The sequence below is a fragment of the Streptomyces sp. NPDC008086 genome (genome assembly GCF_042957325.1).
In the GTDB taxonomy this organism is placed as follows: Bacteria; Actinomycetota; Actinomycetes; order Streptomycetales; family Streptomycetaceae; genus Streptomyces.
On record NZ_JBIBIA010000009.1, the window covers coordinates 254,915 to 270,517 of the forward strand.

Annotated in this window: 14 protein-coding genes and 2 pseudogenes; 6 read left to right on the top strand and 10 right to left on the bottom strand. The window is 71.3% G+C overall.

Features of this window, described 5'->3' with window-relative positions; genetic code table 11:
• Positions 1 to 121: 121 nt before the first annotated feature.
• The 3 genes and pseudogenes from rplT to infC all read right to left on the bottom strand — a co-directional run bounded on the left by rplT (position 122) and on the right by infC (position 1,603).
• On the bottom strand, positions 122 to 505 hold the full coding sequence (gene rplT / locus ACFZBP_RS31150) for a 50S ribosomal protein L20 (protein ID WP_004002577.1): 384 nt from the start codon (positions 503 to 505) through the stop codon (positions 122 to 124).
• A gap of 111 nt (positions 506 to 616) precedes the next feature.
• Entirely contained in the window at positions 617 to 811 is a 195-nt protein-coding gene (rpmI, locus tag ACFZBP_RS31155; protein ID WP_234762671.1) for a 50S ribosomal protein L35, read from the bottom strand.
• A gap of 110 nt (positions 812 to 921) precedes the next feature.
• Positions 922 to 1,603, bottom strand: a pseudogene (infC, locus tag ACFZBP_RS31160) (translation initiation factor IF-3).
• A gap of 335 nt (positions 1,604 to 1,938) precedes the next feature.
• Between infC and ACFZBP_RS31165 the strand changes: the two are divergent.
• Positions 1,939 to 2,304, top strand: coding sequence for a DUF1844 domain-containing protein (locus ACFZBP_RS31165; RefSeq protein WP_383450085.1), 366 nt, complete (start codon positions 1,939 to 1,941; stop codon positions 2,302 to 2,304).
• Position 2,305: 1 nt separating this feature from the next.
• Here ACFZBP_RS31165 and ACFZBP_RS31170 read toward each other — a convergent pair whose 3' ends face one another.
• On the bottom strand, positions 2,306 to 3,037 hold the full coding sequence (locus ACFZBP_RS31170; protein ID WP_391417891.1) for an SseB family protein: 732 nt from the start codon (positions 3,035 to 3,037) through the stop codon (positions 2,306 to 2,308).
• 149 nt (positions 3,038 to 3,186) lie between these two features.
• Here ACFZBP_RS31170 and ACFZBP_RS31175 point away from each other — a divergent pair, with 149 nt between their 5' ends.
• A complete protein-coding gene (locus tag ACFZBP_RS31175) occupies positions 3,187 to 4,131 on the top strand; it encodes a serine hydrolase (RefSeq protein ID WP_391417892.1) in 945 nt (314 codons plus the stop codon).
• A 115-nt stretch (positions 4,132 to 4,246) separates the two neighbouring features.
• Here the strand turns inward: ACFZBP_RS31175 and ACFZBP_RS31180 are convergent, their stop codons facing one another.
• Positions 4,247 to 4,936, bottom strand: coding sequence for an isochorismatase family protein (locus tag ACFZBP_RS31180; protein WP_391417893.1), 690 nt, complete (start codon positions 4,934 to 4,936; stop codon positions 4,247 to 4,249).
• A 55-nt stretch (positions 4,937 to 4,991) separates the two neighbouring features.
• Here ACFZBP_RS31180 and ACFZBP_RS31185 point away from each other — a divergent pair, with 55 nt between their 5' ends.
• A complete protein-coding gene (locus tag ACFZBP_RS31185; protein ID WP_383450081.1) occupies positions 4,992 to 5,504 on the top strand; it encodes a PadR family transcriptional regulator in 513 nt (170 codons plus the stop codon).
• A 67-nt stretch (positions 5,505 to 5,571) separates the two neighbouring features.
• Positions 5,572 to 6,298, top strand: a pseudogene (locus ACFZBP_RS31190) (helix-turn-helix domain-containing protein).
• A 7-nt stretch (positions 6,299 to 6,305) separates the two neighbouring features.
• On the opposite strand, the gene mycP reads toward ACFZBP_RS31190, so the two are convergent.
• A complete protein-coding gene (gene mycP, locus ACFZBP_RS31195) occupies positions 6,306 to 7,469 on the bottom strand; it encodes a type VII secretion-associated serine protease mycosin (RefSeq protein WP_383450178.1) in 1,164 nt (387 codons plus the stop codon).
• Positions 7,470 to 7,525: 56 nt separating this feature from the next.
• A complete protein-coding gene (locus tag ACFZBP_RS31200; RefSeq protein ID WP_391417895.1) occupies positions 7,526 to 9,310 on the bottom strand; it encodes a hypothetical protein in 1,785 nt (594 codons plus the stop codon).
• Positions 9,311 to 9,588: 278 nt separating this feature from the next.
• On the opposite strand from ACFZBP_RS31200, the gene ACFZBP_RS31205 reads away from it, so the two are divergent.
• Complete coding sequence (locus ACFZBP_RS31205; RefSeq protein WP_391417897.1) at positions 9,589 to 10,791, top strand: alanine racemase; 1,203 nt, start codon at positions 9,589 to 9,591, stop codon at positions 10,789 to 10,791.
• A 350-nt stretch (positions 10,792 to 11,141) separates the two neighbouring features.
• On the opposite strand, the gene ACFZBP_RS31210 is transcribed toward ACFZBP_RS31205, so the two are convergent.
• From ACFZBP_RS31210 to ACFZBP_RS31220, 3 genes are read right to left on the bottom strand one after another with little or no spacing between them, the layout of a single operon-like run.
• The gene (locus ACFZBP_RS31210) at positions 11,142 to 11,924 is read right to left on the bottom strand and encodes a 3-oxoacyl-ACP reductase (protein WP_391417899.1); all 783 of its coding nucleotides are present in this window, start codon (positions 11,922 to 11,924) and stop codon (positions 11,142 to 11,144) included.
• Positions 11,921 to 13,303, bottom strand: a complete 1,383-nt coding sequence (locus ACFZBP_RS31215) for an aldehyde dehydrogenase family protein (RefSeq protein ID WP_391417901.1) — start codon at positions 13,301 to 13,303, stop codon at positions 11,921 to 11,923. Before ACFZBP_RS31215 ends, ACFZBP_RS31210 begins: the two co-directional genes overlap by 4 nt.
• 8 nt (positions 13,304 to 13,311) lie before the next feature.
• The gene (locus ACFZBP_RS31220; protein ID WP_391417903.1) at positions 13,312 to 14,682 is read right to left on the bottom strand and encodes a glutamine synthetase family protein; all 1,371 of its coding nucleotides are present in this window, start codon (positions 14,680 to 14,682) and stop codon (positions 13,312 to 13,314) included.
• Positions 14,683 to 14,768: 86 nt separating this feature from the next.
• On the opposite strand from ACFZBP_RS31220, the gene ACFZBP_RS31225 reads away from it, so the two are divergent.
• Positions 14,769 to 15,542, top strand: coding sequence for an FCD domain-containing protein (locus ACFZBP_RS31225; protein ID WP_391417905.1), 774 nt, complete (start codon positions 14,769 to 14,771; stop codon positions 15,540 to 15,542).
• The last annotated feature ends 61 nt before the right edge of the window (positions 15,543 to 15,603 follow it).

Genomic DNA, 15,603 nt, shown 5'->3' on the forward strand with positions numbered 1-15,603 from the left:
TGCGCGACCAGCCCCCACCGACCGTCGGCCGCAGACGAAGGCTGGGGACCCCAACAGCAGGACCCGCAAGCCGGTAAGCTTGCGGGTCCTTCAGTTACGTCGGCTCAGAGCCAGCGCAGCGTCACGCGGCCTTCGGCGCGTTGACGTCGCTCGGCAGCGCCTTCTGGGCGACCTCGACCAGCGCCGCGAAGGCGCCCGCGTCGTTGACGGCCAGCTCGGCCAGGATCTTGCGGTCGACCTCGACGTTCGCGGCCTTCAGACCCTGGATGAAGCGGTTGTACGTGATGCCGTTGGCGCGGGCAGCGGCGTTGATGCGCTGGATCCACAGCTGGCGGAAGTCACCCTTGCGCTTCTTGCGGTCGTTGTAGTTGTAGACCAGCGAGTGGGTGACCTGCTCCTTGGCCTTGCGGTACAGGCGCGAACGCTGACCGCGGTAGCCGGAGGCCTGCTCGAGGATCGCCCGGCGCTTCTTGTGGGCGTTCACTGCCCGCTTGACGCGTGCCACTTTTTAACTCCTTGTAGCGGGGCCGCGGTTGGACTCACACGGCCCGGAAACGATTGGGTCCCGGTCCAGACGTACGGCGCGGATCGATCGGAAGATCAAGCGCCGGGTACGTCACTTGCCGAGAAGCTTCTTGATCTTCTTGGCGTCGCCCGGGGCCATCTCGGCGTTGCCGGTGAGGCGGCGCGTCAGGGTCGACGGCTTGTGCTCGAGGTAGTGGCGCTTGCCGGCGCGCTCACGGAGCACCTTGCCGGAGCCGGTGATCTTGAAGCGCTTGCTGGCACCGCTGTGCGACTTGTTCTTCGGCATAGCGCCGTTCTCTCCTCGTCGGTGGCGTTCCGGTGCCCGGTCGTGAAACCGGGCACGGTGGAACGTCGCTCTTGTTTCGATTACGTCCTGGGGACTGGTGTCCCCCGGGATCACGCCTCGGCGGAAGCCTCGGCAGGTGCCTCGGTCTCCATGGCGGTCTCGGAGTCCGCGGCGTTCTGCGACTTGCCGGGGTTGGCCTTCGCTTCCGCCTTGCGGGCTTCCTGCGCCTGGCGGGCCTCGGCCATCGCCTCGGTCTTCTTCTTGTGCGGACCGAGAACCATGATCATGTTCCGGCCGTCCTGCTTCGGGTTCGACTCGACGAAACCGAGGTCCTGGACGTCCTCCGCGAGACGCTGCAGCAGTCGGTAGCCCAGCTCGGGCCGGGACTGCTCGCGACCACGGAACATGATCGTGATCTTGACCTTGTCGCCCTGCTTGAGGAACCGGACGACGTGACCCTTCTTGGTGTCATAGTCGTGCGGGTCGATCTTCGGCCGGAGCTTCATCTCCTTGATGACCGTGTGCGCCTGGTTCTTGCGCGCCTCACGGGCCTTCATGGCCGACTCGTACTTGAACTTCCCGTAGTCCATGAGCTTGCACACGGGCGGACGGGCGTTCGCCGCGACCTCGACCAGGTCCAGGTCGTACTCCTGCGCAAGCTCCAGTGCCTTGGCCAGCGGGACGATGCCCACCTGCTCGCCACTGGGACCGACAAGTCGCACCTCGGGAACGCGAATCCGGTCGTTGATGCGGGGCTCGGCGCTGATGGATCCTCCTCGGTTAGCACCACACGGCGGTCTGGCGGACAGCCGCGTATGTCTCTTTTCCGTAGACCTAACCGCGCCGAAGCACAAAAAATGCCCCGGACGATCACAGGCGGGGCTCCAAACACTGCCGGAGCACCGCCGCGATGATCGCGGGGCGCGATTTCGGGCGACTCCATCGTCCGTACGGAACGATGGTGGCCGCCTGACCGGGTGACCCGCCGCCCCGGAGGACGATCAGGTGGGAAGTCGGAGCCTCCACTTGTGGGCTGGGCAGTAGCTGTCCAGCCGGTCGTTACACAAGGTTAGCAGCTACCCGGGGGTGGTGCTAATCCGCGTACACCGGGGCCTATCGTGTGGGGCATGAGTGACACCCCTGCTGAGTCTTCCGAGGCTCCCGACTTCGACGAGATGACCCGCGACATCGCCGAGGTCCCCGCCGTCGAGGTGATCGTGACGGTCGCCGTCAACCTGATGAGCGCCGCCGCCGTGAAGCTCGGTCTGACCGAGGAGGGCGACAAGCACAAGGACCTGGACGAGGCCCGCAAGCTGGTGCACGCCCTCGCCGGTCTGCTGGACGCGAGCACGACCGAGATCAGCTCGTTCCACGCGGCGCCGCTGCGCGACGGCCTGAAGTCGCTGCAGCTGGCCTTCCGCGAGGCGTCGATCGTCCCGGACGAGCCGGGTCAGGGGCCGGGCGAGAAGTACACCGGTCCCGTCTACGGCTAGCTCATCCTCGTACGTACAAGGGCTCGCCCGGAGGCGTCGCCTCGGCCGGCAACACCGCCAGGTCGAGACCACGCACCAGGCGGGCCCTCAGTGTCTCGTCGGCGGCGAGGCGCTCCGCGACCGAGCGGGCGGCCTCGGCGGGTGCGGTGGAGTCGTCGAGTACGAGGGCGAGGGTGCCATCGGCCTGTCCGGGCCCGAGGTGGGCGCTGATCACGGCGGGCTCCGCGACCACGGCAGCCCGCACCGCCTCCCGTACCCCCGGGTCGGCGAGCGGGTCGGTCATGGTCCGGCCCTCGGCCAGCGCGAGCAGCGCGCGGCCCGTCAGCTCGTACGGCACCGGTCCGGCCAGGTCCAGCACCACCGTGTCCGCCTTCTCGTGCGCCGCGGCCTGGAGGGCCTGTGCCAGTGGTACGGCGACGGGGCGGGCCGCCGGGTCCCAGCGGGCGAGCGACTCGGTGGAGGTGAAGGCGGGCAGGGCGACGCGGTCGCCGGCCTTCAGGGTCGGTACGGCCATGTCGCTGGTCTTCTCGCGGCGCAGCCCGTTCTCGTCCTCCTCGACCTCGCCGAGCACGGCCACGACCGGGACGAGCAGCCGGGCTTCCTTGAGCGCCTCCAGGACCGGGCCCTCGGCGGTGCGGTCCTCGGCCCAGGCGGCGAGCGCCGCGCTCAGCCGGGGAGAGGCGGAGCCGTCGTCGTCGGAGAAGGGAGAGTCGGGAATGTTCTTGTTCGCCACGGTCACCGACCCTATCGGGGGGATGCTGCTGCGCTTGTGCGGGCCCGGAAACCCGGCTGTGACCCGTTTCACCGGAATCTCAGATTTCCCTGACGCACATCTAACGTCCGTCTAACGGCCCGCACAGTCGCCGCCCCGACGATCGCGGCATGGAGTCCTCCAGAGCCCGCCGTGCTCGTCCGTCCGCAAGCCGCTCGCTGGTGTACGGCGCCCTCGCCACGGTCGCCGTCGTGGGCGCCACGGCCGGCGGGACCGTGTACGTCCAGGCGCGGGCGCACTCCGGGACGGGCGCCGTATCGTCGGCTGCGGTGACGCCGTCGGCGAGCGAGGAGGTTCCGGTGGAGTCCGTGGCGCGGCCGACGGTGGACCACGACGAGCTGCTGGCGACGGCCATGAAGGCGGTGGACGTCCCCGAGGGCGTCGAGGTGTCGGTGGCGGTGCTGGACCTGGCGTCCGGTGCGAGCGCCTCGTACGGGGACGGCGCCTTCGACACGGCGAGCATCGTCAAGGTCGACATCCTGGCGGCGCTGCTGCTCCAGGCGCAGGACGCGGGGCGGGAGCTGACGGCGACGGAGAAGGCGTACGCGACCGCGATGATCGAGGACAGCGACAACGCCTCCGCGTCGGAGCTGTGGCGGGCGATCGGACAGGCGGAGGGCCTGGACGCCGCGAACGCGCGCCTCGGCCTCACGGGGACCGAGGGCGGCGACGGGATGCTGTGGGGCCTGACGCAGACCACCGCGGACGATCAACTCCGGCTGTTGCGGCAGGTGTTCGGGGAGGACTCGGAGCTGAGCGATGACTCGCGGACGTATCTGGCCGGGCTGATGGGGCGGATCGCGGCGGGTCAGCGGTGGGGGGTGTCGGCGGCGGGTGACGGGTCCGGGTGGGCGTTGAAGAACGGGTGGCTGCCGCGTACGGCGACGGGGCTGTGGGACATCAACAGCGTCGGGCGGGTGACCGTCGACGGCCGGGACTGCCTGCTCGCCGTCCTGTCGGACGGCAACGCGACGCAGGCGCAGGGGATCACGCTGGTCGAGGCGGCGGCGGTGACGGCGGTGGCGGTGCTCGCCGGGGAAGACGCGTCCGCATAGCGGGATGGCGGGGTCGCCCGCTGGCCGTAGGGCCGGCCGTGACCGTGTCTGCTTCCTCGGCCGTGGCTGTCATGGGCGCGTCGCAGGTGGTCCGGTGTCGGTTGCTAGTGCCACATCAGGCAACGTTCGCCCGGTCCCCATCAGCTGGCGCGCGTGTGACTGCTGTCAGTCGGTTCGTGATCCCTTCGGCGGTCAGCACGAGCGCGAATCCTTTGCGTAGGACGGCGAGTTCTGGTTCCTGCCGGGACTCGTCGTCAGTGGCCGTGACGTCGGATCCGACGACGACCTTGTAGCCGCGTTCATACGCCTGCCGGGCGGTGGTGCCGCAGCAGTAGTTGGTGAGCGTTCCGGTGACGATGACCGTGTCGCGGCCGAGGTTGCGCAGCATCGTGTCGAGCGGGGTGTCGTAGAACGCACCGTAGGAGGGCTTGCGGATCAGAACCTCGTCGGGGTCGTAGTCCATCGGGGCCCAGACCTCGGCGGGGCCTGGCCGGCGCCAGTCGGTGTCGGCGTGCGGGAGGAACCGCAGGGCGTGCGGCCGGTCCAATCCGAGATGCGTGTCGTCGAAAATGGTCCAGATCACCGGGACGGAGGCGGCCCGGCACAGTTCGACCAACTGTCGCAGCCGGGGCGCCATCCGGGTCGCCGCGGGCACCCAGTAGGGACTCCATCCGGGCCGGACGAATTCGTCCTGCATGTCGATGACCAGCAGCGCCGTCCGCTCCGGTCGTACATCGAACGATGCCCTGCCGTGCTCGTAGGCGTCCCGTGCCCGTGCAGTCACCCATTCCTCGGTATACGTCACCCTCGCCTCCTACATCGATCCGAGGTACCTCGGTTCGATGTGAGAGAGTAGCAGCATGCTCGAACTTGCGATCCTGGGATTCCTGGCCGAGGGACCGCTGCACGGCTATCAACTGCGCCACCGGATAGCGAACTTGTCGGGCCATACGCGGCCGATCAGTGACGGCAGTCTCTATCCGGCGATCAACCGCCTGGTCAATGCCGGCCTGCTGGAGCGGCGGACCGAACCGGGCGTCTCGGCTGCCCAGCGGCACACTCTGAGCTTGACCGAGGTCGGCCGCTGCGATCTGCTGCGTCGGCTGCGGGATGCCGACGGCCTGGACATCAGCGACAGCACCCGGTATTTCACGGTCCTGGCCTTCCTGTCCCAGCTTCCCGACACCGCTGACCAGCACGCGGTACTGCGTCGGCGGCTGGAATTCCTGGAACAGCCCGCGAGCTTCTTCCACGACGGTGACCGCCCGCTGGGCGCCGAGGACACCGACGACCCCTACCGCCGTGGCATGCTCACCATCGCCCGCGCCACCAGCCGCGCGGAACGGTCTTGGCTGCGGGAGGTCCTGGCCTGACGCCCCGCTGGCAGACCCCTAGCTCGTGCTCAGAACGGACGCTGACCGTTCCCGTGAGACTGTGCGGATGGCCGAGTGGGCACGCGTTCACGAGATCGATAGCGACGAGGGGCAGCGCCTGTTGCGGATCATCCGTAGAGGCACCGGTTCAGTGGTTACCTGGCGGCGGGCCCAGATGGTGGTGTTATCCGCGCAGGGCATGCTCGTGGCGAAGATCGCCGGGATGACGTTCACCAGCGCGGACCGGGTCCGGGACGTGATCCACACCTTCAATACCGACGGGTTCGACTCGCACTACCCGAAGTACAAGGGCGGCCGACCGAGCACGGCCTGCCGTTTTCGACCTGAAGCCTGGCCAAGCCGACCGACTTCCTGGTCGCTGAGGGGGTGGTCGACGACATCAGCCACGAGGGCCTTCGGGTTCTGCTCCGCGAGGAGGGCGACTCGTTTCAACGCATAAAGACCTGGAAAACCTCCCGCGACCCGGAGTACGCCGCCAAGAAGGCCCGCGTCGAGCACCTCTACGCGATCGCCGACAGCCTCCAGAGGATCCTGCCCGGGAGCCGTGCTCGACAACACTCCCCGCACCTGACCACGAAGAAGGACACCCGCGTCGGCGACTGGGCTTCGGCCAACAACGTCGAACCGTCCCGCGCTACTTCGCACTCGACGGCACCGACCGCGCCAGCCGCAAGGAGCAGGGCAGCATGATCCGGCGCTACATCATCTGGCGGAACAAGCACGCCGCCGGTGAACGCCTCCGCGAGGTAGTCAACAGGGCGAACGTCGCCTGATGCGGCACTAGAAGTCGTGGCGTTCGCGGCGGCCGCGCCACAGGAGGACTGCCCAGACCAGGAGGAGGATGCCGGCGCCGCCCGCGAGTGGGGCTGTCCAACTCGTCGTGTCGTCATCGGACTTGGCGGCGTCGGGGCCGGAGCCGAAGTACTCCTCGCCGTAGCCCGCGGGCTCCAGGTTCTCCCGTTTCATGTGGGAGGCCTTCTCGATGGCGGCGGCCGGGTCGATGAAGCCGTAGCCGCGGGAGTCGTCGCGGCCGTCGGCCGGGGCGTTGCGCGCCGTGTCCTCCAGGAGCTTCTTGATCTGGGCCGGGGTGAGGCCGGGGTGGGCGGCCTTGACCAGGGCCACCGCTCCGGAGACGAAGGCGGCCGCGGCGCTCGTGCCCCAGCCCTTGTAGTACTTGTGGTCGGGGTCCGCGATGACGACGTCGACGCCGGGGGCGCTGACCGTGGCGTACCAGCGGCGGGTGGAGAAGGAGGCGCGGGTGCCGAACTTGTCGACGGCGGTCGCGGCGATGACGCCCGGATAGGCGGCCGGGAACGAGATGTGGTCGCCCTTCTCGCCGCCGTTTCCGGCCGAGGCGACGACGACGGCGCCCTTCTTCAGGGCGTACTGGACGGCCTCGTCCTCGCCGGCTTCGGGGTGGGCGGATTTGGAGTCGTCGCCGAGGGAGAGGTTGATGACGTCGGCGCCGTGGTCGGCGGCCCAGCGGATGCCTTCGGCGAGGGCGTTGCCGCGGGTGCTGCGGGCCCTGGCGCGGGAGCGGTCGCCGTCCTCGAGGATGACGCGGACGGGGAGGATCTTCGCTTCGGGGGCGATGCCCATGACACCCTCGCTGCCGTCGGCGCCGTGTCCGTGGCCGGCGATGATGCCGGCCATCGCGGTGCCGTGCCGGGCCCAGGCGCGGTCGCCGCGCTCGGCTCCGAAGCCGACCATGTCCTTGCCTTCGAGGACGTTGCCGACGAGGTCGGGGTGGTCGGCCTCGACGCCGGTGTCGAGGACGGCGACGGTGATGCCCTTGCCCTTGGTGGTCTGCCAGGCCTCCTCGGTCCGCATGGCCTCCAGGGTCCACTGCTGGGCGCGTATGGAGTCGGCGTGCGCGGCGGTGGACGGCAGGACGGCGAGGCAGGCCCCGAGGAGGACGGCGAGGGGGCCGGTCCGCCGGGACATGAAGGTCTTCACAGCACTGGCGCTGGTACTGCCACTGGCACTGGCACTGGCACTGGTCACGAGGGCTGCTCCGTGGACGGGCCGACGTTCTTGCGCAGGGCGCGTTCGACGCGGTCGGCGAGGCCCTGCGCCTCGTGGCCGAGGCCGGCCTGGGCGACGGACGTGGTGGCGCCGGACTCCATGGCCTCCTCGGCGGGCTCGGGCTCGTCGACGGTACGGCCGTCGGCCCAGCCGGAGACCGCGTAGACGACGACGGGGGCGTCGGTGAGGACGGAGACGGTCCAGGAGGCGCGCTGTTCGTCGCCGAATCCGGCGGCCAGGGTGCCCTTCGCCGCGTAGGGGCGCGGCATCAGGTCCGTACGGCGGTCGAGGCCCTCCTTGGTGAAGGCGGTGTCGAACGAGCGCATCGCGGCGGCGTCGGCGGTGGTGAAGAGCAGGCCGACGGTGGTGACGTAACTCCTGGTGGCGTCGGTGTAGGTGGCGCGCAGGAGGCGCTGGCAGCCGACGGGGGCGAGGGCCTTGCGCAGCAGCGGGTCGAAGGCGTTCGCGCAGCCGGTGTCCGGGGCGACGGCGATCCGCGTCCAGATCCGGTCGGCGCCGCCGGGGCCCGCGCCCTGTCCGGTCACGGTGGGCGGGAACAGCCGGTCGACGGGGATGCTGTGCCACAGGGTTCCGGCCGCGGCGAAGGTGCCCTGCGCGTCGCCGTCGCCCGAGTCGCCGATCAACCAACTCCCGGTCACGGCCCCGCCGATGAGTCCCACCCCGAGCACGACACAGGCGGCCGCGGCGGCGAGCCGGGGGTGGATCCGTACGCCCAGCGACCGCGGGCGCGCCTGCTCGCCGTACCCCTCGGGCTGCCCGAACGACACGACGGGCCGCCCTGCCCCGGGGGCCCCGCCCGGCGCCATCGGCGCGCTCCAGGAGAAGGACGGGTCCGGGGCGAACCCGGCGGACCCGTGGCCGTCGGTGGAGCGCTCGGCACGGTGGGAGGGGCCAGCGGGGGAGGCGTACCCCCGGGCCGCCGGGCCGTCTCCGGTGCGCGGTTGGGGCGTCGGGCGCTGCGGGGGCAGCGGGGCGGAAGCCGGCCGATGGGTGGGGGCGCCGCCGCGGGGAGGGGCGGGCGAGATCGGGCCGGCGTGACCACGGGCCGCCGAGGCGTCCCCGGTGCGCGGCTCGGGCGCCGGGCGCTGCGGGGGCAGCGGGGCGGAAGCCGGGCTATGCGTGGGGGCGCCGCCGCGGGGAGGGGCGGGCGAGGTCGGGCCGGCGTGACCACGGGCCGCCGAGGCGTCCCCGGTGCGCGGCTCGGGCGCCGGGCGCTGCGGGGTGCCGGAGGGGTTGGGGGGCATGCCGACGGTGCCCTGGGGGGAGCCGGTGGGCGGCTGCGGGGGCTGGTCGGCGGAGGGCGACTGCCTGGGCAGGTCGGCGGAGGGCTGGGGCGGGCCTGAGGTGGCAGGCGGGCGGTTGCCGGGTTCGCGGGAGGGGGCCGGCTGGATGGGGCGGAGGCGGAAGGTGGTCTCCGCGGCGGTCTCGGCGGGGGCGCCCGTGCGGCGGGGCGGGGTGGCGGGGCGTGAGGGCTCGCGGTGCAACGATCCGGCACTTTCCGCGTACCCCGCCGTGGGCGCTGTGTCCGGAAAGCGGGCGGAGGCGCGGGGCGGGGGCGGGGCCGTGGGAGTGTTGTCCGGCGAGGCCGGGGTGTTTTGGTCGGGGAGCGGCTGCGCGGTGTCGTCGGCCGACGGCGGGGCCGTGGGGCGGGGCGGTGTCGTCGGGCGGGGCGGGGTGGCAGGGGGCGGGGGTGTCGCCGGGCGTGGGGGAATCGGGGCGCGCCGCGCTTCCGTGCTCATGCACCCCCCGTTTCCTCATGTCCCGGGCCCGATCCCGTACGTGGGCCGTCGTTCCGTGTTCCCTGCCCCGGCCCGGCGCGGACTCGTCCGACCAGGCACGCATACCCGCAAGGGAGAGGCGTCATCCCGGCGACGGTGCGCCCGGGAGCGTTCCCCACATGCGTGCGCGTCACTCTACGGGTTGATCCTGGGCGAACGGGAACCAGTCCGGGACCCCGTGCACATCTGCCCGGAACATCCCCCTACCCTGCGGTAATCCTGCATGGCAGGCTTCCTTCATGACTGCGCGCGCCGCCGACCGGGCCCGTTACGACCGGGCCACCGCCCATCTCGACGCCCCTCTCGCGATCGTGGACCTGGACGCCTTCGACGCCAACGCCGACGACCTGGTCCGCCGGGCCGGCGGGAAGCCGATCCGCGTCGCCAGCAAGTCCGTACGCTGCCGGGCCCTGCTGGAACGGGTCCTCGCGAAGGACGGGTTCGCGGGGATCATGTCCTTCACCCTCGCCGAGTCCCTGTGGCTGGCGCGGTCCGGGTTCGACGACGTCCTGCTCGCCTATCCGTCCGCCGACAGGGCCGGGTTCGCCGAGCTGACCAGTGATCCCAAGCTCGCCTCCGCCGTCACCGTGATGATCGACGACCCGGCGCAGCTCCGGCTCATCGACGAGGCCCGGGACGGCGGGCGGGAAGTGGTGCGGGTCTGCCTGGAGTTGGACACCTCGCTGAGGCTGCTCGGCGGGCGGGTGCGCGTCGGGGCCCGGCGTTCGCCGCTGCACTCCCCCACGCAGGTCGCCGACATGGCCCGGTTCGTCGCCCGGCGGCCGGGGTTCGAGGTGGTCGGGATCATGGCGTACGAGGGGCATGTCGCCGGGGTCGGGGACTCCGTGGCGGGGCGGCCGTTGCGGTCGCGTGCCGTGCGGCTGATGCAGGCCGCCGCCCGACGGGAGCTGGCCGAGCGGCGGGCCGCGGTGGTGCGGTGTGTGCGGGCGGTGGCGCCTGGTCTCGAGTTCGTCAACGGCGGTGGGACGGGCAGTGTGCAGTTCACGGCCGCCGAGGACTGTGTGACGGAGATCGGGGCCGGGTCGGGGTTGTATGTGCCGCGGCTGTTCGACAACTACACGTCCTTCAGCGGGCGTCCGGCGGCGTTGTTCGCGCAGCCCGTGGTGCGTCGGCCGGGGGTGGGGGTGGTGACCGTTCTCGGGGGTGGGTATCCGGCCTCGGGGGCGGCGGGGGTGGATCGGCTGCCGGTGCCGTATCTGCCGGAGGGGCTTCGGTACGACCCGCAGGAGGGGCCCGGTGAGGTGCAGACGCCGTTGATGGGATCGCCGGCCGACGATCTGCTGCTCGGGGACAAGGTGTGGTTCCGGCATGCCAAGGCCGGTGAGCTGTGTGAGCGGTTCGACACGTTGCAGCTCGTCGAGGGGGACGTTGTGACGGGGGCCGTGCCTACGTATCGGGGCGAGGGCCACACGTTCCTGTGACCGTGGCGCCGGGGAGTTTTCTCCGCCCCCGCCGCCCCTACCCGTCCCATCCCTGGGGGCTGCGCCCCCAGACCCCCCGCAATCGGCCCTCCGGGCCTCGTCCTCAAACGCCGGACGGGCTGGAGGTGCCTGGGTCGGCCGTAGCCCCCTGCGGATGGGTAGGGGGTCGGGACAGCGATGGCTCGTCGTCAAGCGCCGGACGGGCTGAAGCGGGGTCTGGGGCGGAGCCCCGGAAGGGGCGCGGGGAACTGCGCGACCAGCCCCCACCCACTCGCACCCGACCGGGGTCGAAGGGGCGGAGCCCCTGGGATGGGACGGGTAGGGGCGGCGGGGGCGGGAGGACTCGCTGCTTACAGCGGGGTGACGTATGCCCCCGAGATTCCGCCGTCGACCAGGAAGTCGGTGGCGTTGACGAAGGAGGAGTCGTCGCTGGCCAGGAAGGCGACGGCGGCGGCGATCTCGTCGGCCTCGGCGAAACGGCCGACCGGGATGTGGACGAGTCGGCGGGCCGCCCGCTCCGGGTCCTTCGCGAACAGCTCCTGGAGGAGGGGGGTGTTGACCGGTCCGGGGCACAGCGCGTTGACCCGGATGCCGTCGCGGGCGAACTGGACACCGAGTTCACGGGACATGGCCAGAACGCCGCCCTTGGAAGCGGTGTACGAGATCTGGGACGTCGCCGCGCCCATCCTCGCCACGAACGACGCCGTGTTGATGATGGAGCCCTTGCCCTGCTGCCGCATGTAGGGGATGGCGGCCTTGCAGCACAGGTAGACGGAGGTGAGGTTGACCTCCTGGACGCGCTTCCAGGCCTCCAGGCCGGTCTCCAGGATGGAGTCGTCGTCGGGCGGCGAGATGCCGGCGTTGTTGAAGGCGATGTCGACACTGCCGTAGGTGTCGAAGGCGGCCTTGAAGAGCGCCTCGACCTGCTCGGGGTCGGTGACGTCGACCTTGACGAAGATCCCGCCGACCTCGTCGGCGGCGGCCTTGCCACGGGCCTCGTCGACGTCGCCGCAGACGACGTGGGCGCCCTCGGAGGCGAGCCGGCGGGCGGTGGCGAGGCCGATGCCGCTGCCGGCTCCGGTGATGACGGCCGTACGGCCGACGAGGCGACGGCACACATTTGCTTCGGTCACTGTGCGGGGCCCTCCGTGCTTTCGGTGCTGATGAAGACGTTCTTGGTTTCGGTGAAGGCGGTCAGGGCGTCCGGCCCCAGTTCGCGGCCGATGCCGGACTGCTTGAAGCCGCCGAAGGGGGTCCAGTAGCGGACACTGGAGTGGGAGTTGACGGACAGGTTGCCGGCCCGGACCGCCTGCGAGACGCGCAGCGCGCGGCCGACGTCACGGGTCCAGATGGAACCGGAGAGGCCGTAGTCGGTGGCGTTGGCCAGCCGGATCGCGTCGGCCTCGTCGTCGAAGGGGAGGACCACGGCGACGGGGCCGAAGACCTCCTCGACGGCCACGCGCGCGCGTGCGTCGACGCCGGTGAGGACGGTCGGCGGGAACCAGAAGCCGGGGCCTTCGGGGGCCTTGCCGCGGATGCCCTCGGCGCCCTGGTCGACGTACGAACGCACCCGTTCCAGCTGTGACCTGGAGATCAGCGGGCCCATGTCGGTGTTCTCGTCGGCCGGGTCGCCGACCGTCACCGCCTCGAGGGCGGGGGCGAGCAGCTCGAGGAAGCGGTCGTGGACGGAGCGCTGGACGAGGATGCGAGTGCGGGCGCAGCAGTCCTGGCCGGAGTTGTCGAGGAAGGACATGGGGGCGGCGGCCGCGGCGGCTTCGAGGTCGGCGTCGGCGAAGACGATGTTGGGGCTCTTGCCGCCGAGTTCGAGGGTGACGCGCTTGAGGAGCGCCGAGCCCTTCGCCAACACCTGTTTGCCCACGGTCGTCGACCCGGTGAAGACGATCTTCGCGACGCCGGGGTGCTCGACGAGCGCGTTGCCGGTGACGGGGCCGTGCCCGGGGAGGACCTGGAAGAGGCCGTCGGGAAGGCCGGCCTCCAGGGCCAGTTCCGCCAGCCGCAGGGCCGTCAGCGGGGTCGTCTCGGCGGGCTTGAGGAGGACCGCGTTGCCGGCCGCGAGCGCGGGGGCGGTGCCCCAGGCGGCGATCGGCATCGGGAAGTTCCAGGGGGCGATGACGCCGACGACGCCGAGCGGTTCGAGGATCGTGACGTTCAGGCCGCCCGGGACCGGGATCTGCTGACCCGTCAGGCGTTCCACTCCCCCGGCCGCGTAGTCGAGCAGGTCGCGGACGTTGCCCGCTTCCCAGCGGGCGTTGCCGACGGTGTGCCCGGCCTCGCGGACCTCCAACTGGGCGAGTTCTTCGAGGTGTTCGTCGACGGCGACGGCGAAGCGGCGCAGCAGTCGCGCGCGTTCGCCGGGCGCGAGCGCGGACCACACGGCCTGCGCCCTCGTGGCCCGTACGACGGCCGCGTCCACGTCGGCCGCTGTGGCGGCCGGGACGGTGGCGACGACTTCTTCGGTGGCCGGATTGAGTACCTGGAGCTGGTCGGACAAGAAGGGCCTCACATGCGTTCGAAGGAGCGGCGCAGCTCCCAGTCGGTCACCGCGGCGTCGAAGGCGTCCAGTTCGACGCGCGCCATGTTGCGGTAGTGGGCGACGACCTCGTCGCCGAAGGCGGCCTTGGCGATCGGGCTGTTCTCCCAGAGCTCGGCGGCCTCGCGGAGTGTGGTGGGGACGTGCTCGAAGTCGGCGGCGTAGGCGTTGCCGGGGCAGGGGTCGGGCAGTTCCAGCTTCTGCTCGATGCCGTACAGGCCCGCGGCGACCAGTCCGGCGACGGCGAGGTGCGGGTTGACGTCGCCGCCGGGGAGCCGGTTCTCGAAGCGCATCGAGCGGCCGTGGCCGACGACACGGAGGGCGCAGGTGCGGTTGTCGTGGCCCCAGGCGACGGCGGTCGGGGCGAAGGAGCCCGGCTGGAACCGCTTGTAGGAGTTGATGTTGGGGGCGTAGAGGAGGGAGAAGTCCCGCAGGGCGGCCAACTGGCCCGCGAGGAAGTGCCGCATGACCTCGGACATGCCGCCGGGGTCCTCCGAGGTGCCCGCCATGACGTTGTCGCCGGCGGCGTTCGCGAGGGAGAGGTGGATGTGGCAGGAGTTGCCCTCGCGCTCGTTGTACTTGGCCATGAAGGTGATCGAGACGCCCTCCTGAGCGGCGATCTCCTTGGTGCCGGTCTTGTAGATGGCGTGCTGGTCGCAGGTGACCAGGGCGTCGTCGTACTTGAAGGCGATCTCGTGCTGGCCGGGGTTGCACTCGCCCTTGGCCGACTCGACGGTGAGTCCGGCGCCCGCCATCTCGTTGCGGATACGGCGCAGCAGGGGCTCGATCCGTCCGGTGCCCAGCACCGAGTAGTCGATGTTGTACTGGTTGGCCGGGGTCAGCCCGCGGTAGTTGGCGTCCCAGGCCCGCTCGTAGGTGTCCTTGAAGACGATGAACTCCAGCTCGGTGCCGACCTTGGCCGTGTACCCGAGCTCGGCCAGGCGCTCCAGCTGGCGGCGCAGGATCTGGCGGGGCGCGGCGACGACGGGCGAGCCGTCCTCCCAGGCCAGGTCGGCGACGAGCATGGCCGTGCCGGCGTTCCAGGGGACGCGGCGGAGGGTGGCCAGGTCGGGGTGCATGGCGAAGTCGCCGTAGCCGCGGTCCCAGGAGGACATCTCGTAGCCGTCGACGGTGTTCATCTCGGTGTCGACGGCGAGGAGGTAGTTGCAGCCCTCGGTGCCGTGGTGGAGCACCTCGTCGAGGAAGAAGCGGGCGGCGAACCGCTTGCCCTGGAGCCGCCCTTGCATATCGGGGAAGGCCAGGACGACAGTGTCGATCTCACCGCTCGCGACGAGGGCGTGCAGCTCCTCGACGCTCAGCGGGGGTGTGCGGTCTGCCACGGGAGAGCCTCCATTCGGCTACTTCGGTCAGCCGGGAGCCATAAGGTATGACTGATGACCATTGCTTGGGAAGGGGGTACGGCCATATGTCGCAGGCGGGCACGGAACACGGGGCGGCCGGGACATCCGGAGCGCCGGGGGCGGCCGGGGCCGACGACCGGCTGACGTCGGTCCTGCGGCCGGTGCGGGCCGGCAACGGTTTCGAGGAGGCCCTGGAGCAGATCCTCCAGGTCGTCCGGCTCGGCCTGGTGCCGGGCGGCGAGCGGCTCCCGGCCGAGCGCGAGCTGGCCGACCGGCTGGGGATCAGCCGGGTGACGCTGCGCGAGGTGCTGAAGGTCCTCCAGGACCAGGGCCTGGTCGAGTCGCGGCGCGGACGCTACGGCGGCACGTTCGTGCTGCCGCGCCCCGAGACACCCGGCGAGGAGGAGCTGCGCCGCCGCCTGAAGGACGTCGACGTCGAGGACACGCTGCGCTTCCGCGAGGTGCTGGAGGTGGGTGCGGCCGGGCTGTGCGCCGCGCACGGGCTGGGCGAGGAGCAGGCCGACCGGCTCCGCGAGGCCCTGGCGCGCACGCACGACGCCCCGCTCGCCGAGTACCGGCGCCTGGACACCCTGCTGCATCTGACCCTCGCCGAGCTGTCCGGCTCCCCCACGCTCACGGCCCAGTACGCGGCCGTACGGGCGACGGTCAACGACCTCCTCGACTGCATCCCGCTCCTCGTCCGCAACCTGGAGCACTCGCAACGCCAGCACACCGCCCTCGTGGAGGCCGTGATCGAGGGCAACGCGGAGTGCGCGCGGGAGATCATGCGCGAGCACTGCGGGGGGACGGCGGCGCTGCTGCGGGGCTTCCTGGGCTGAGCCCTTCGCCCATCGGGTGAGCCCGGTTTCGGCTCGGCCCGGGGTGAGCACGGATTTACCG

Excerpts from the sequence above, each read along its gene's own strand:
- rpmI (WP_234762671.1), bottom strand. The coding sequence starts at position 811 with ATGCCGAAGAACAAGTCGCACAGCGGTGCCAGCAAGCGCTTCAAGATC.
- ACFZBP_RS31165 (WP_383450085.1), top strand. The coding sequence starts at position 1,939 with ATGAGTGACACCCCTGCTGAGTCTTCCGAGGCTCCCGACTTCGACGAG.
- ACFZBP_RS31175 (WP_391417892.1), top strand. The coding sequence starts at position 3,187 with ATGGAGTCCTCCAGAGCCCGCCGTGCTCGTCCGTCCGCAAGCCGCTCG.
- ACFZBP_RS31185 (WP_383450081.1), top strand. The coding sequence starts at position 4,992 with ATGCTCGAACTTGCGATCCTGGGATTCCTGGCCGAGGGACCGCTGCAC.
- mycP (WP_383450178.1), bottom strand. The coding sequence starts at position 7,469 with ATGTCCCGGCGGACCGGCCCCCTCGCCGTCCTCCTCGGGGCCTGCCTC.
- ACFZBP_RS31200 (WP_391417895.1), bottom strand. The coding sequence starts at position 9,310 with ATGAGCACGGAAGCGCGGCGCGCCCCGATTCCCCCACGCCCGGCGACA.
- ACFZBP_RS31205 (WP_391417897.1), top strand. The coding sequence starts at position 9,589 with ATGACTGCGCGCGCCGCCGACCGGGCCCGTTACGACCGGGCCACCGCC.
- ACFZBP_RS31225 (WP_391417905.1), top strand. The coding sequence starts at position 14,769 with ATGTCGCAGGCGGGCACGGAACACGGGGCGGCCGGGACATCCGGAGCG.